This is a genomic window from Streptomyces sp. NPDC056480, from assembly GCF_042795405.1.
GTDB lineage: Bacteria > Actinomycetota > Actinomycetes > Streptomycetales > Streptomycetaceae > Streptomyces.
In genome coordinates this window covers 128,015-142,369 of the sequence record NZ_JBHTSA010000002.1, presented here as the reverse complement: position 1 = coordinate 142,369, position 14,355 = coordinate 128,015, and the positions used below count along the sequence as shown (strand labels likewise).

The following is a 14,355-nucleotide window of genomic DNA, read 5'->3' as shown; positions in this document are numbered from 1 at the left end:
CCCATGTCCCGAGGAAGACTTCCTCTGCTCCGCCGGCGGGGAGCCGGCCGGCTCGCCCTCCCCCTCGCCCTTCTCCTGCCCCTCGCCACCGCCTGCGGCGGGGCCGAGGCCGGAGGCTCGTCCGACGGGAAGACGGTCACGGTGACCGTCGGCTACCAGTCGAAGACCATCAACACCGTCACCGCGGGTACGTTGCTGCGTTCCCTCGGCTACTTCGAGGAGGAGCTCGCGAACCGGGGCCGGAAGGACGGCCTCACGTACCGGGTGGTCTGGCAGGACTACGCGACCGGGGCGCCGATCACCGCACAGATGACCGCGGGGAAGATCGACATCGGTTCGATGGGCGATTTCCCGCTGCTGATCAACGCGGCACGCGGGAAGCAGCTCAAGGAGCCGACGCGGCTCGTCGCGGTCACCGGCTACAACCTCCGTGGCGGCCTCAACACCGTGGTCACCGCCCCGGGTTCGTCGCTCGGGTCGCTCGCGGACCTGAAGGGCCGCAAGGTGTCCACCAGTGTCGGTTCGGCCGCCGACGGCACGCTCGTACGGGCGCTGCGGCGAGCCGGGGTCGACCCCGCCAAGGACGTCCGCAAGCTCAACCAGCAGCCGAGCGTGGGGGCTTCGGCCCTGGCGGCCGGAAGCGTCGACGCCCTGTCCCAGTTCGTCGCCTGGCCGGGTCTGCTGGCCTTCCAGGGCAAGGCGACGGCGCTGTACGACGGCGCCGAGCTGAACCTGCCGACCTTCCACGGGGTCACCGTCCGCGAGGAGTTCGCCCAGCGGCGACCCGCCGTCCTCGACGCGTTCCTGCGGGCGCAGAACCGCGCCACGGATCATCTGCGGAAGCAGCCGGTGGCCGCCGCCGAGACGGTCGCCGAGGAGACCGGGCTGCCCGCCGAGGTGGTCTACCTCTACAACGGCGCCCAGGGCATCGCGACCTTCGACCCGGCGCTCCGCCCGGAGCTGATCGCCGCGCTCAAGGAGGACGTTCCGGTCCTCCGGGAGGCCGGTCTGGTGAAGGACGTCGACGTGGACGCGTTCGTCGACCCGGCGCCGCTGCGCCGGGCGGTGCCCGACCTCGCGTACCCGAAGGCGACCGGGCCGAAGTCCGAGCTGTGGCTCGAGGGACAGCGCACGATACGTGCCTTCGACAGCCCCGCCGCACTCCTCAAGGCCGTCAAGGGCGCTTCCGTGCGGGCGGCCTACGTGCCGGACGCGGTGACGGGGACGCTGTGGTTCGCGGACCGGGCGGTGTGGGTCGCGGACGGCACCGCCTGGCGGGCCTTCGTCACCCGCTCGGGCGCCGAGCGGTACGTCTCCGGGCACGCGGGCGCGCGCATCGTCCCGTACGCGGACGCCGTGAGGCTCGCGTCATGAGCACGGGAAGCCGCCGGACAGGCGCCACGAGCGCCGGTCGCCGGCTGGTCCGGGTGGCCTCCCCGCTCGCGGCCCTCGGGCTGTGGCAGGTGCTGACCTCGTACGACGTCGACCTGTGGCTGCGGTTCGAGCAGTTCCCCACGGTCGTCGAGGTCGCCTCCGCCCTCGGGGACCGGATCGGCACCGAGGCGTACTGGCAGGATCTCGGCCACAGCCTGCGCAGGATCGCGGTCGGCTTCCTCCTCGCCGCGGTCCTCGGGGTGGCGGCCGGGACGGCCGTCGCCCGGTCCCGGTGGGCCGCCGACATCCTGGGGCCGCTGGTCGAGGTGGTACGGCCGATCCCGGCCATCGCCCTGGTGCCGGTCGCCATCCTGCTGCTCCCCACCAACGAGCAGGGCATCGTCTTCATCACCTGCGCCGCGGCCCTCTTCCCCGTCCTCGTGTCGACCCGGCACGCCGTGCGGGCTCTGAACCCGGTGTGGGAGGAGGCGGTGCTCACCCTCGGCGGGAGCAGGGCGCGGGTGCTGTTCTCGGTGGTGCTGCCGGGTGCCCTGCCGGGGATCTTCGGCGGTCTGTCGGTGGGCATCGGCGTCTCGTGGATCTGTGTGATCTCGGCGGAGATGATCTCCGGCGAGTACGGGGTGGGCTACCGCACCTGGCAGGACTACACGGTCGTCGACTACCCCGGTGTGTTCGTCGGCATGGCCACCATCGGCGCCCTGGGCTGGCTCACCTCCACCGCGGTGGAGACCCTGGGCCGCCGGGTCACGGCGTGGCTGCCGCGCCCGGCCGCCCGGGTTCCGGCGGGCGGCACCGACCGCGCCGCGACCACGCCCGCCGCTTCCGATCCCTCCTCCCCCTCCGCCGTCCGCCGCCCCGAGAAGGAGCCGGTTCCATGAGCACCGTGAGCCCGTCCGCCGTGTCCGCCGAGCCGTCCGCGCCGACGGCGCCGGCGGCCTCCGCCGGTGCGGAACTCGCCCTGCACGGCGTCCGTCTCGGCCACCCCGACGGGGTGGCCGTGCCCGGGCCCGTGGACCTGCGGATCGCCCCCGGCGAGCTGCTGACCGTGGTCGGCCCGTCGGGCTGCGGCAAGACCACCCTCCTGCGCACGCTCGCGGGTCTGCTGCCTCCGCTGGAGGGGCGGGTCACCCAGGACGGGGAGCCGATCCGCCGGCCGGGCGCCGACCGGGCCCTGGTCTTCCAGCACGACGCGCTGCTGCCCTGGCGTTCGGCCCGCGCCAATGTCGAACTGCCCCTCGCCATCCGGCGGGTGCCCCGCGCCGAGCGGCGCCGCTCGGCCGAGGAGTGGCTGGAGCGGGTCGGGCTCGGCGGGCACGCGCGCAAGCTCCCGCACCAGCTGTCCGGCGGGCAGCGGCAGCGCGTCCAGCTGGCCCGCGCCCTCGCGGCCCGCCCCCGGGCCGTCCTGATGGACGAGCCGTTCGGCGCGCTCGACGCCCACACCCGCGCCGGGATGCAGGACCTCCTGGTGGAGATCCTGCGCGGCACGGGCGCGACCGTCGTCTTCGTCACCCATGACGTCGACGAGGCGATCCATCTCGGCGACCGGGTCGCCCTGTTCGCGAGCGGCGACGTCCTGGACGTGCCGCACCCGCGCGCCCGGGACGCCCGGCGGGCGCCGGACACGGCCGCGCTGCGCCGCCGCGTCCTCGACTCGCTCTGACGCGCGCCCCCGAAGCCGCGACCCCGCGCACCCCCGAATCCTCGAAAGGCGCCCCATGGAAAGCCCCGCCATCCCTTTGACCGTGCCCGATCTCGCCGACGCGACCGAGCTGTCCTGCGACGTGCTCGTCATCGGCGGCGGCACCGCCGGCACGATGGCCGCGCTGACCGCCGCCGAGCGCGGGGCGAACGTCCTGCTCCTGGAGAAGGCGCACGTCCGGCACTCCGGCGCCCTCGCCATGGGCATGGACGGCGTCAACAACGCGGTCGTGCCGGGCCGGGCCGAGCCCGACGACTACGTCGCCGAGATCACCCGCGCCAACGACGGTCTGGTGGACCAGTCGACGGTCCGGCAGACGGCGACCCGGGGCTTCGGCATGGTCCAGCGCCTCGAGTCGTACGGGGTGAAGTTCGAGAAGGACGAGCACGGCGAGTACGCGGTCCGGCAGGTGCACCGGTCCGGTTCGTACGTGCTGCCGATGCCGGAGGGCAAGGACGTCAAGAAGGTCCTCTACCGGCAGTTGCGGCGACGCGAGATGCGGGAGCGCATCCGCATCGAGAACAGGGTCATGCCGGTCCGTGTCCTCACCCACCCCGAGGACGGCCGGGCGGTCGGCGCGGCCGGGTTCAACACCCGCACGGGCGAGTTCGTCGTCGTCCGGGCCGGGGCCGTGATCCTCGCCACCGGCCCCTGCGGCCGCCTCGGCCTGCCCGCCTCCGGCTACCTGTACGGCACGTACGAGAACCCGACGAACGCCGGTGACGGATACGCCATGGCGTACCACGCGGGTGCGGCGCTCACCGGGATCGAGTGCTTCCAGATCAACCCCCTGATCAAGGACTACAACGGCCCCGCCTGCGCCTATGTCGCCAATCCCTTCGGCGGCTACCAGGTGAACCGGCACGGCGAGCGGTTCGTGGAGTCCGACTACTGGTCGGGGCAGATGATGGCCGAGTTCGCTGCCGAACTCTCCTCGGACCGGGCCCCGGTGTACCTGAAGCTGAGCCATCTCCCCGAGGAGACCATCGGCGCCGTCGAGTCGATCCTGCACACCACGGAGCGGCCCACCCGCGGCACCTTCCACGAGGGCCGCGGGCACGACTACCGGACCCATGACATCGAGATGCACATCTCCGAGATCGGGCTGTGCGGCGGCCATTCGGCCTCGGGGGTACGGGTGGACGCCCACGCCCGGACGACCGTGCCGCGCCTGTACGCGGCCGGCGACCTGGCCTCCGTACCGCACAACTACATGATCGGCGCGTTCGTCTTCGGAGACCTGGCGGGCGAGGACGCCTCCCGGTTCACGGCGTACGAGGGCGAGTTGGACCACGGGCAGCTCGCGGCCGCCCACGAGCTCGTCTACCGGCCGCTGCGCCATCCGGACGGTCCGCCGCAGCCGCAGGTCGAGTACAAGCTGCGGCGCTTCGTCAACGACTACGTGGCGCCGCCGAAGACGGGCGCGAAACTCTCCCTGGCCGTCGAGGCGTTCGACCGGATGTCGGAGGAGATCGCCGGGATGGGGGCGCGTACGGCCCATGAACTCATGCGGTGCGCCGAGGTGTCGTTCATCCGGGACTGCGCCGAGATGGCCGCGCGGGCCTCGCTCGCCCGCACGGAGTCGCGCTGGGGTCTCTACCACGAGCGGCTCGACCACCCTCGGCGGGACGACGTCGGCTGGCTGCACCACCTCGACCTGCGCAAGTCCCCCTCGGGGGCCATGGAGTTCACGGCACGCCCGGTGGAGCCGTACCTCGTGCCGGTGCCCGAGTTCGCGCCGACGGGCGGTCCCGAGCGGCACCTCGGCGAGGTGGAGCTGGTGCCCGTCGCCACGGCCGGCCCCCGTGACACGGCTCCGGCGGCGCGTCCGCGCACGGACGCCCCGGCCCCGGTGGAGGCCCCGGCGGTCGCCTCGCCCCATCCCCGGCTGCTTCGACTCCTCTCCCTCGTCGAGGAGTCCCCCGATCTCGACGCGCTCGCCCCCTACCTGGACGACCCGGATCCGGCCGTACGGGCCGCCGCCGTGACCGCTCTCGGTGAGACCGCGCCGGCCGGTACCGGTCCCGTGCTCGCCGCCCGGCTGCGGGACGACGCGCCGCTCGTCCGGGCCGCCGCATCGGCCGCCCTGCGCGAGCTGGTCGAGGTGCTGCCCGCCGAGCCGGAACTCGGCGCCGGGCTGCGGGAGGCCCTCGCCGTGCCCGACGCGGCCGTGCGGTCCGCCGCGCTGGAGGTGCTGCGGGCCCTGCGGCTCGGGGACGCCGGGCTGTACGGCGGGGCGCTCGCCGACGCGACCGTCGAGGTACGCGTCCAGGCGGTCCGGGCCCTGGTCTCGGTGGACGCCGTCGCGGAGCTGACGGTGGCCGGCGCCGATCCGGCCCGTGAGGTACGGGTCGCGGTGGCCCGGGGTCTGGCAGCCGTGCGGAATCCGGCTCCGGAGCCGCTCGGGCCGCTGCTCGACGACCCCGACCCGCTGGTCCGGGGCGCGGCGCTCGCCGCCCTGGCCGGAACCGGCTGCCCGGCCGACCACGCCGCGCGTGCCGAAGCCGCCCTCGGCGATCCGGCCTGGCAGGTCCGCTCGGGCGCCGCGACCGCGCTGCGGGCCGCCCCCGCCGGCCCGGCCGTCCCCGCGCTCGCGAAGGCCCTCGCCGACGCGAACGCGGACGTCCGGAAGGCCGCCGTCCTCTCGCTCCTCGTCCACCGGGCCGACCCCGAGGCCCGTACGGCACTCGCCGGGGCGTCGGGCGACCCCGACGCGGACGTACGCGCCTACGCGGCCCGCGCGGCGCGCTGAGCCCCGGGCGGGGTCCGGAGGACGGCCGCCGTGTGGAGGTGCTGGGCGCGCGGCCGGGCGGGCGGCGCGGCGGGAAGCGTTGCGGTGAGGGGCAAGCCGCAGGCGAGGGCGGTGCGGCAGGAGCCCTCGTTGCCGACGGTGTGCACGAGTTCCGGGGTGCGCCCGGCGAAGGGGCCGTCCTCGTCCGCGACCCAGCGGGCGACGCGGGTGAGTGCCCGGGAGGCGATCCCGCGCCCGCGTGCCCCCGGCGCGGTCCAGTAGCCGACGCGTACGGACGCCGTTCCCTCACCGGTGACGGCGATGTGGCCGAGCGGCGCCGCGCCGCCGAGGGCCGTGTCCTCGACGATCGCGAAGGCCGCCCGCGTCCCGGCGGCCCAGCCCGCGTTCTGGGTGTCCACCCACGCGCGCGCCTGCCGGGTGGTGTCCAGGTGGGTGGCGAGCCAGGCGCGCAGCTGTGGGTCCCGGTGATGGCGTACGAGCGGCTCGGCGTCCTCGTGCGTCCAGGGCCGCAGCAGGAGCGGCGGGGCGGACGGGGCCGCTCCGTTGCCGGGGGTGTCACGGAGTGAGGGCTGCGGGCTGCTCATGACCTGACGGTATGCCCCGCCGTCCGCGCCGTCGCACCCGGGCGTGTGGTGTTCGGCGGCACTCGGGTGAGTGCGCGCATGCGGGGCAGTGGACCGGGGAAGGGGCGCACGACGCACTCGGCGAGCAGGACGGAACAGGAGGTGGTGCCGGTGTCGGGGCCGACGACCGGAGAGGTGGTGGGAGCGCCGTGCTGGCTGAGTCTGACCGCGCGGGATCTCGACGCGGCGGAGCGCTTCTACGGTGCCGTGCTGGGCTGGACGTTCCGGCGGGACGACGGCGGGGACCGGGAGTACGCGGTCGGCAGGCTCGACGACCAGCCGGTGGCGGTGATCGCCGCGGTGGCGGCCCGGCTGTCCGTCCGGGTGGCCTGGACGGCGTTCTTCACGGTGGACGACGTGGACGAGGCGGTGGCGCGGATCCGGGAGCGCGGCGGCACGGTCGGCGTGGGGCCGGTCGGCTATCCGCCGCACGGTCGGGCGGCGCTCGCCGCGGACCGCGAGGGTGCGGCGTTCGGCGTCTGGGAGGGGCGGACGGAGAACCGTCTGCACCTGGGCATGCGCTCGGCGCCGGCCTGGCTGGAGCTGCACACCCGGGACGCCTTCGAGGCGGCGGTGTTCTACGGGGAGGTGCTGCGCTGGGCGGACGAGGCACCCGCAGGTTTCGAGGTCTCGTACGAGCAGGACAAGGTGGTGCTGCGCCGGGACGGCGAGGCGGTGGCCCGGCTGAACAGCGGGCCGGTGGAGTCCGGCTCGCCGCGGCCGCAGCTGCGGCCGCGCTGGCTGGTGCGGTTCCGGGTGCCGGATCCTGAGGCGGCCGCGGTGGCCGTGGTGGCCTACGGCGGGACCGTCGTGCCCGGCGGGGACTGGGGCGGGGTACGCGGTCCGGAGGAGCCCGACGGGCGGCGGGTGGTGGTGGTCCGCGACCCGGAGGGCGCGTTGTTCGGACTGGAGGCGGCGGGGGACGAGAAGGGGTGACCGGTGGTCCGCCGGGACGGGCCGGCGGCACGGGTCCGGGCGGTACGGGGCGGCGGTACGGGCCGGCGGTACGGGTCCGGGCGGTACGGGGCGGCGGTACGGATCCGGGCGGCCTGCCCGAGTCCGTACCGCCCGCCGCTCGGCCGGGTGGGTCAGGCGGCGGCCTCGGTGGCGGCGCGCGGTGCCGTCCCCGGTTCCGTACCCGCCGGGTCGCCGGCCGGTGCGGCGGCGTGCCTGCTCGGGATGAGCGCGGCGACGACCGCGGCCACCAGGCCGACGCCGCACCCGATGAGCATGGCGACGCGGAAGCCGTCCTCGGAGGGCAGCGCGTGGCCGCCCAGGGTGGTGGTCATCTGGGCGAGGACGACACCGATGACGGCGGCGGAGACGGAGGTGCCGATGGACCGCATCAGGGTGTTGAAGCTGTTGGCTGAGGCGGTCTCCTCCTGCGGGACGGCGCCCATGATGAGCGCCGGCATGGCCCCGTAGGCGAGTCCCACACCCGTGTTGCAGATGAGGGTCACGACGAGCAGGCCGACGGTGGTGCCCATCAGGGCGAGTGAGGATCCGTATCCGGCGGCGATGACGAGCGCGCCGACGGAGAGCGTGACCTTGGGGCCGCGGGCGGCGGAGAGCTTGGCGCCGAGGGGTGCGAGGACCATCATCATCAGGCCCGCAGGGGCCATCCAGAGGCCCATGGCCATCATCGACTGGCCCAGACCGTAACCGGTCGCCTCGGGCAACTGGAAGAGCTGCGGAACGACCAGGGACTGCGCGTACATCGCGAATCCGACGAGGACCGACGCCAGGTTGGTCATCAGGACGACCGGGCGGGCGGTGACCCGCAGGTCGACGAGGGGGTCACGGGTACGCAGTTCCCACCGGCCCCAGGCGAGCAGGACGACCACGGCGACGGCGAGGAGTCCGAGCGTGGTGCCGCTGGACCAGCCCCAGGTCGCACCCTTGGAGACGGCGAGCAGCAGGGCGACGAGCCCCACGCCGAGGCCGAGCGCTCCCGGCACGTCGAAGCGGCCGGGTGCGGCGGCGCGGCGGCCCGCGGGGACGACCCGCCAGATCAGGATGCCGACCACGACGCTCAGTGCGGCGGCGACCCAGAAGAGGACGCGCCAGCTGGCGTTCTCGGCGACGGCCGCGGAGAACGGCAGGCCGAGGGCGCCGCCGACGCCCATGGAGGCGCTCATCAGGGCGATGGAGCCGCCCAGCCTCTCGGGCGGGAGGATGTCGCGCAGCAGGCTGATGCCGAGCGGGACGACGCCCATGCCGAGGCCCTGGAGTCCGCGCCCGACGATCATCGGGACCACGGAGGAGGCGAGTGCGCAGACCACCGAGCCGAGGACAAGCGGGATCACGGAGACGAGGAGGACCCGTCGCTTGCCGAGGGTGTCGCCGAGCCGGCCGGCCACCGGGGTGGCGACGGCGCCCGCGAGCAGGGTCGCGGTGATCACCCAGGAGGCGTTGGACGCGCTGGTGTCGAGCAGCTTGGGGAGGTCGCCGATGAGCGGCACCACCAGGGTCTGCATGAGTGCGGCCACGATGCCCGCGAGCGCGAGGACGCCGACGACGCCTCCGGGTCGGGCGTCGGGCTTGGTGCCGTCCACGTGTTCTCCCTCGATCGTCCACGGCGGTCGTCCGCCATGACTCCATATGCATAGTGCACATTAATGGTGTCATACACAAGACGTGCATGATGCACAATCGATCACGGCGAGGGACAATGGCCTCATGGACAAGCCCGAGGACAAACCCCTTCACCTGGTCGAGTTCGAGACCATGCTGCTCGGTCGGCACGCCCATCTGTACGCGCCCCGCTCCCGGGCCGCCGGTGGCCATCTGGACCGCAGCGCGTACGTCCTGCTGAGCCGCATCCGTATGCACGGGCCGATGTCCATCGGGCAGCTCAGCGAGGCCTTCGGGCTCGACGCGTCCACGCTCAACCGGCAGACCGCGGCGATGCTGCGCGCCGGGGTCGTGGAGCGCATCCCCGACCCCGACGGCGGGATCGCCCGCAAGTTCCGCATCACGGAGGAGGGCGAGCGGCGCCTGGAAGCCGACCGGAACTCCAACATCGAGGGGCTCGACCGGGTCATGGAGAACTGGTCACCGGAGGACGTGGTCCGCTTCGCGGCCTTCCTCGAACGCTTCAACAGGGACATCGAGCGACTGGAGGGACGCCCCTGGCCGCGTCCCTGACGGGCCGGCCCCGGCCGCACTCCCGACGGGCCTCTCCCGGTCCCACTCCTGACGGGCCGTCAACCGGCCATGCCCCTGACGGACCGTCCGCGGCTCCCCGTCAGGGCGCCGCGCGCCCCCGGCGATCCAGCGTCGCGAGGGCCGTGTTGACCACGACGACAACGGCGAAGGCGATCGCCCAGCCGGGTCGCGCCAGCGCGAGGAGGGCTGCCGCGGCGGCACCGAACACCAGTGCCTTCACGGCCAGAACGCCCGCCGGCGGCACCCGGAACCGGGCCTTCGGGGCGGCGAAGAGCCCCCACAGGACGGCGGCCGCCGCGGGCGCCGCGACAGCGAGCAGGAGGCGCGGAGCGATCGACTCCGCGCTCTCCCACCCCCACCGCGCGAGGACGGCCAGGGCCGCCAACTCCAGGAGAAAGGCCAGCACTTCGTTGAAGGCGTGCAGCGGGCCCGGCAGCTTCATCGATCACCTTCCCTCGTCACGGGCGTGACCCGCAGAGGCGATCACACTTCCACACTTCCACACCTCCGGACTTCGTCAGAACCCTTTACGACGGGGAGGGGCGGCGATACGTTCCGGCCACGCAAGACGTTTCTGCAACTTTCCGACAGCGTTTCCAGAGGGCTTCGGCTCCCGTCCGGGGCAGAGCCCTGCCCGGTGACGCGCGGTCCTGCCTGGAGATCCGGATGACACGCACCCGCGGACTGACACCCACCCACAGACGCCCGCACCTCAGACCTTCGGCCGCCCTGGCGGTGGCCGCCGGCGTCCTCGGCCTGCTGGCCGCGCCGTCCGGCGAGCCCTCCCCCACCGCCGGCCCGCGCACGGCCCCGGCCGCCGCCACCGCCGAGAACACCGCCACGGTCTTCTACTGGACGAAGACCAGGAACTGGGCGTCCTACAAGCTCCATTGGGCCCCGGACGGCGGCTCCTGGACCACGGTCCCCGGGGTGGCCATGGAGACCGTCTGTACGGACTGGGTGAAGAAGACGGTCACCCTCGGTACGGCCGCAGGCCTCCAGGCGACCTTCAACGACGGCAGCGGCACCTGGGACAACAACGGCGGCAGGAACTACGCCCTCGGCACCGGTGCCGTCACCGTCAAGGACGGGGTGATCGCCCACTCCGACCCCTGCGCGGGAACCGGGCCCGAGCCGACCCCGACGCCGGGAGCGAAGGCCACCGTGTACTACTCGACCGAGGCGCTGGGCTGGTCGACCGCCAACATCCACTACCAGCCGGCCGGCGGCGCATGGACCACGGCCCCCGGCGTCGGCATGCAGTCCGCCTGCGCCGGCTGGTGGAAGCGGGAGGTCGACCTCGGCACGGCCGCCTCCCTCAAGGCCGCCTTCAACAACGGCAACGGCACCTGGGACAACAACGGCGGCGCCGACTACACGATCGGCACGGGCGTCAGCACCGTACGGAACAACGCGGTGACGGCGAACGCCGCCGACCCGTGCGCCGCAGAGGTGCCCGACACCCGGGCCCCGACCGTCCCCGCGAAGGTCACCGCCGCCGCGGACGGCGTCTCGGTCCTGCTCACCTGGGACGCCGCCACCGATGACAGGGGCGTGACGAAGTATCAGGTCACGCGGGTCGGCGGCAGTGGCGGGACGGTCGTCACCGATGCCGGCTCCACGGTGTTCTCCGACACGGGCCTCGCGGAACGGACCGCGTACACCTACACGGTGAAGGCCGTGGACGCGGCGGGCAACGTCTCCGCCGCGTCGGCGCCCGCGACGGCCACCACCGGGGACAGGCCGGCCGGCCCCGCCACCGGGAAGCCCCTCGGCACCGACCCGCGCAAGGACCCCATCTACTTCGTCCTCACGGCCCGCTTCAACGACGGCGACCCCTCGAACAACCGCGGCGGGAGCCAGCACACCAAGTCGGGCAACGCCGCCAACGACGACCCCATGTTCCGGGGCGACTTCAAGGGCCTCATCCAGAAGCTGGACTACGTCAAGGGCCTCGGCTTCTCGGCGATCTGGGTGACCCCCGTGGTCCTCAACCGGTCCGACTACGACTACCACGGGTACCACGGCTACGACTTCTACAAGGTCGACCCGCGTCTGGAGTCGGCCGGCGCCTCCTACCAGGACCTGATCGACGCCGCCCACGCCAAGGGCATGAAGATCTACCAGGACGTCGTCTACAACCACTCCTCGCGCTGGGGCGCCAAGGGCCTGTTCACACCCACCGTGTACGGCGTGCGGGACAGCCAGTGGAGCTGGTACTACGACGAGAAGCAGCCCGGTTTCGAGTACGACGGCCTGACGATCGACGCGAAGACCGGCAAGTCGTACTACAACGGTGACCTGTGGTCGACGGCCGAGCCGGCCGGCAACACCTGTCTCGACTGGGGCAGGCCCACCGGCGGCAAGAGCGCCGAGGGCTACACCCTCTACAACTGCCAGTGGCCGAGCCCGACGTCCGGGATGTTCCCCAAGGCGCTCTTCCACCAGTGCTGGATCGGCAACTGGGAGGGAGAGGACTCCCGTTCGTGCTGGCTGCACGAGGACCTGGCCGACCTGAACACCGAGAACCCGGCCGTCCAGAACTACCTGATCGGCGCCTACGACAAGTACATCGACATGGGCGTCGACGGCTTCCGCGTCGACACGGCCGTGCACATTCCGCGCACCACCTGGAACCGACGCTTCCTGCCCGCCGTCCAGGAGCGGGTGACACGGAGCCACGGCGCCGAGGCAGCGAAGAACTTCTTCGTCTTCGGCGAGGTCGCCGCCTTCGTGAACGACAAGTGGAACCGCGGCTCGGTGAACCACTCGGCACAGTTCTTCACCTGGAAGGAGCGCAAGGAGTACGACGCGGACGACACGAAGGCCGCCCTGGAGATGTACGACTACGAGCAGCAGCAGGGCACGGGCGGCCAGCCCACCTCCACCAACGCCTTCCTCAACGGGAACAGCTACCACACCCCCGACCACAGCCGCTTCTCGGGCATGAACGTCATCGACATGCGCATGCACATGAACTTCGGTGACGCGTCGAACGCCTTCCACAACGGCAAGGACTCGGACGACAGTTACAACGACGCCACCTACAACGTCGTCTATGTCGACAGCCACGACTACGGCCCCAACAAGTCGAGCGAGCGCTTCACCGGCGGAACCGACGCCTGGGCCGAGAACATGTCCCTGATGTGGACCTTCCGCGGCATCCCGACGCTGTACTACGGCTCCGAGATCGAGTTCCAGAAGGGGCGGAAGATCGACTGCGGTCCCTCCTGCCCGCTGGCCACCACCGGCCGCGCGTACTTCGGCGCCCATGTCGCGGGATCGGTCACGGCCTCGGACTTCTCCCAGGTCTCCGCCGCGTCCGGAGCGGTCGCCACGACGCTCGAACAGCCCCTGGTGAAGCACGTGCAGCGGCTGAACCAGATCCGCCGGGCGATCCCCGCGCTCCAGACGGGCCAGTACTCCACGGAGGGCATCTCGGGCGGCATGGCGTTCAAGCGCCGCTACACCAGCGGGAGTACGGACAGCTTCGCCCTGGTCACGGTCTCGGGCGGCGCCACGTACACGGGCATCCCGAACGGCACGTACACCGACGCGGTCACCGGCGACGTGAGGACCGTCTCCAACGGCACGCTCACGGTCGGCGCACCGGGCAAGGGCAACCTGCGGGTGTACGTCCTGAACGGCCCCGGCAGGATCGGCACGGCGGGGCCGTACCTGAAGTAGCCCCCACAGCCGAACAGTTGAACGAGACCGGGCGGTAGCATCCGGCGCATGATCAGTGAGGGGTGGCGGGCCGCGATCGGCTCGGTGGGGGCGAGCGCGTTCTGCTGGGGCGTGGCGGGCGGGGTCCATCTGGGGCTCGAATCACACGGCCGTGCCAGGGGCGGGACCAGCTGGGGGCTTCCCGAGGGCGGCGGCTGGTACGAGTTCGCCTGGTTCGCCGGGTTCATCGTGACGATCTACTCCGCGCCGGGGCTGCTGCGCCGCACGGCCTGGTGGCCCTCGCTGAGCCTGAGCTTCGGTGCCGGGATCGGCATCATCACGGTGCTGACCCTGGGGCAGGGGACGCGGTACTGGGTCGCCGCCGCGGTCATGGCGGCGGTCGGCGTCACGTCCCCTGTCGTCAACCGGCTCTGGGGGCGCCACCACCCCGTCTGAGCCGGCGCCTTCCCCCCGCCCGCTCGGGTCAGCCCAGCGGCGTGCGGTGCAGGGTGACGAGCAGGCGCCAGACCTGGTGGGCGATCCGGTCGGAGTCGCCCTCCACGAGGCCGTGCAGCCAGTCGGCGAGCACGCCGGCGAAGGTCGCGGCCACGGCCGAGGCGATGAGTTCCGGTTCGGGGGCACCGGCCAGGCCGCGCTCGTGGAGGCTGCGGGCCCGCAGGTCCTCGTGGAGCACGAGACCGAGCGGTCCGCCGCCGCCCGGTCTCAGCAGGGCGCGGTAGAGGCCCGCGTGCGGGGCGAGTGCGGCGAGGAAGTCGAGCAGCGCGGGCGGCGGGGACGCCGGGTCGGGAGTGCCGCGCCAGGCGTGCAGGGCGTCCACCGCCTCGCGGACCACGTCGGCGCAGGCGTCGACGGCGAGCGCCTCCAGATCGGCGTAGTGGACGTAGAAGGTGGCACGGCCGACGCCGGCCCGGCGTACGAGCGCGGCGATGGTGACCTCCGCCAGCGGGTGCTCGGCGCACTCGTCGAAGAGGGCCCGGCGGAGCTTGGCCCGGGTCCTGGCCGCCCGGGGGTCTCCCGGTGTCGCGGTCATT

12 protein-coding genes are annotated in these 14,355 nt (G+C 73.1%); 8 read left to right on the top strand and 4 right to left on the bottom strand.

The window, feature by feature from the left end; genetic code table 11:
* The first annotated feature begins 3 nt into the window (after window positions 1–3).
* Genes ACFQ79_RS02165 through ACFQ79_RS02150 form a run of 4 tightly spaced genes read left to right on the top strand, consistent with a single transcriptional unit; the run spans window position 4 to window position 5,846 of the window.
* Window positions 4–1,374, top strand: coding sequence for an ABC transporter substrate-binding protein (locus ACFQ79_RS02165; RefSeq protein WP_383578908.1), 1,371 nt, complete (start codon window positions 4–6; stop codon window positions 1,372–1,374).
* Window positions 1,371–2,273 (top strand): ABC transporter permease, encoded by a 903-nt coding sequence (locus ACFQ79_RS02160; RefSeq protein ID WP_383578907.1) that lies wholly within the window; start codon window positions 1,371–1,373, stop codon window positions 2,271–2,273. Before ACFQ79_RS02165 ends, ACFQ79_RS02160 begins: the two co-directional genes overlap by 4 nt.
* On the top strand, window positions 2,270–3,055 hold the full coding sequence (locus tag ACFQ79_RS02155) for an ABC transporter ATP-binding protein (RefSeq protein WP_383578906.1): 786 nt from the start codon (window positions 2,270–2,272) through the stop codon (window positions 3,053–3,055). The genes ACFQ79_RS02160 and ACFQ79_RS02155 overlap by 4 nt, the downstream gene beginning before the upstream one ends.
* A 55-nt stretch (window positions 3,056–3,110) precedes the next feature.
* The gene (locus ACFQ79_RS02150; RefSeq protein WP_383578905.1) at window positions 3,111–5,846 is read left to right on the top strand and encodes a fumarate reductase/succinate dehydrogenase flavoprotein subunit; all 2,736 of its coding nucleotides are present in this window, start codon (window positions 3,111–3,113) and stop codon (window positions 5,844–5,846) included.
* Here ACFQ79_RS02150 and ACFQ79_RS02145 read toward each other — a convergent pair.
* Complete coding sequence (locus tag ACFQ79_RS02145) at window positions 5,822–6,430, bottom strand: GNAT family N-acetyltransferase (protein WP_383578904.1); 609 nt, start codon at window positions 6,428–6,430, stop codon at window positions 5,822–5,824. The two genes, ACFQ79_RS02150 and ACFQ79_RS02145, sit on opposite strands and share 25 nt — an antisense overlap.
* A gap of 141 nt (window positions 6,431–6,571) precedes the next feature.
* Between ACFQ79_RS02145 and ACFQ79_RS02140 the strand changes: the two genes are divergently transcribed.
* Window positions 6,572–7,405 carry a VOC family protein gene (locus ACFQ79_RS02140; RefSeq protein ID WP_383578946.1) on the top strand — a complete coding sequence of 278 codons (834 nt, stop codon included), beginning with the start codon at window positions 6,572–6,574 and terminating at the stop codon, window positions 7,403–7,405.
* Between the two features lie 152 nt (window positions 7,406–7,557).
* Here the strand turns inward: ACFQ79_RS02140 and ACFQ79_RS02135 are convergent, their stop codons facing one another.
* Window positions 7,558–9,024 carry an MFS transporter gene (locus tag ACFQ79_RS02135; protein WP_383578903.1) on the bottom strand — a complete coding sequence of 489 codons (1,467 nt, stop codon included), beginning with the start codon at window positions 9,022–9,024 and terminating at the stop codon, window positions 7,558–7,560.
* A gap of 124 nt (window positions 9,025–9,148) precedes the next feature.
* On the opposite strand from ACFQ79_RS02135, the gene ACFQ79_RS02130 reads away from it, so the two are divergent.
* Window positions 9,149–9,616, top strand: a complete 468-nt coding sequence (locus ACFQ79_RS02130) for a MarR family winged helix-turn-helix transcriptional regulator (protein ID WP_383578902.1) — start codon at window positions 9,149–9,151, stop codon at window positions 9,614–9,616.
* Between the two features lie 100 nt (window positions 9,617–9,716).
* Here ACFQ79_RS02130 and ACFQ79_RS02125 read toward each other — a convergent pair whose 3' ends face one another.
* Window positions 9,717–10,079 (bottom strand): YrdB family protein, encoded by a 363-nt coding sequence (locus ACFQ79_RS02125; protein WP_383578901.1) that lies wholly within the window; start codon window positions 10,077–10,079, stop codon window positions 9,717–9,719.
* A 224-nt stretch (window positions 10,080–10,303) separates the two neighbouring features.
* Here ACFQ79_RS02125 and ACFQ79_RS02120 point away from each other — a divergent pair, with 224 nt between their 5' ends.
* Both ACFQ79_RS02120 and ACFQ79_RS02115 read left to right on the top strand, forming a co-directional pair.
* On the top strand, window positions 10,304–13,324 hold the full coding sequence (locus tag ACFQ79_RS02120) for a carbohydrate binding domain-containing protein (protein ID WP_383578900.1): 3,021 nt from the start codon (window positions 10,304–10,306) through the stop codon (window positions 13,322–13,324).
* 48 nt (window positions 13,325–13,372) lie between these two features.
* The gene (locus ACFQ79_RS02115; protein ID WP_383578899.1) at window positions 13,373–13,759 is read left to right on the top strand and encodes a hypothetical protein; all 387 of its coding nucleotides are present in this window, start codon (window positions 13,373–13,375) and stop codon (window positions 13,757–13,759) included.
* A 28-nt stretch (window positions 13,760–13,787) separates the two neighbouring features.
* Here the strand turns inward: ACFQ79_RS02115 and ACFQ79_RS02110 are convergent, their stop codons facing one another.
* Entirely contained in the window at window positions 13,788–14,354 is a 567-nt protein-coding gene (locus tag ACFQ79_RS02110) for a TetR/AcrR family transcriptional regulator (RefSeq protein WP_383578898.1), read from the bottom strand.
* Window position 14,355: the final 1 nt, after the last annotated feature.

Coding starts and splice junctions, on each gene's coding strand:
- ACFQ79_RS02130 (WP_383578902.1), top strand. CDS start 9,149: ATGGACAAGCCCGAGGACAAACCCCTTCACCTGGTCGAGTTCGAGACC.
- ACFQ79_RS02165 (WP_383578908.1), top strand. CDS start 4: ATGTCCCGAGGAAGACTTCCTCTGCTCCGCCGGCGGGGAGCCGGCCGG.
- ACFQ79_RS02120 (WP_383578900.1), top strand. CDS start 10,304: ATGACACGCACCCGCGGACTGACACCCACCCACAGACGCCCGCACCTC.
- ACFQ79_RS02155 (WP_383578906.1), top strand. CDS start 2,270: ATGAGCACCGTGAGCCCGTCCGCCGTGTCCGCCGAGCCGTCCGCGCCG.
- ACFQ79_RS02115 (WP_383578899.1), top strand. CDS start 13,373: ATGATCAGTGAGGGGTGGCGGGCCGCGATCGGCTCGGTGGGGGCGAGC.
- ACFQ79_RS02150 (WP_383578905.1), top strand. CDS start 3,111: ATGGAAAGCCCCGCCATCCCTTTGACCGTGCCCGATCTCGCCGACGCG.
- ACFQ79_RS02160 (WP_383578907.1), top strand. CDS start 1,371: ATGAGCACGGGAAGCCGCCGGACAGGCGCCACGAGCGCCGGTCGCCGG.
- ACFQ79_RS02110 (WP_383578898.1), bottom strand. CDS start 14,354: ATGACCGCGACACCGGGAGACCCCCGGGCGGCCAGGACCCGGGCCAAG.
- ACFQ79_RS02125 (WP_383578901.1), bottom strand. CDS start 10,079: ATGAAGCTGCCGGGCCCGCTGCACGCCTTCAACGAAGTGCTGGCCTTT.
- ACFQ79_RS02145 (WP_383578904.1), bottom strand. CDS start 6,430: ATGAGCAGCCCGCAGCCCTCACTCCGTGACACCCCCGGCAACGGAGCG.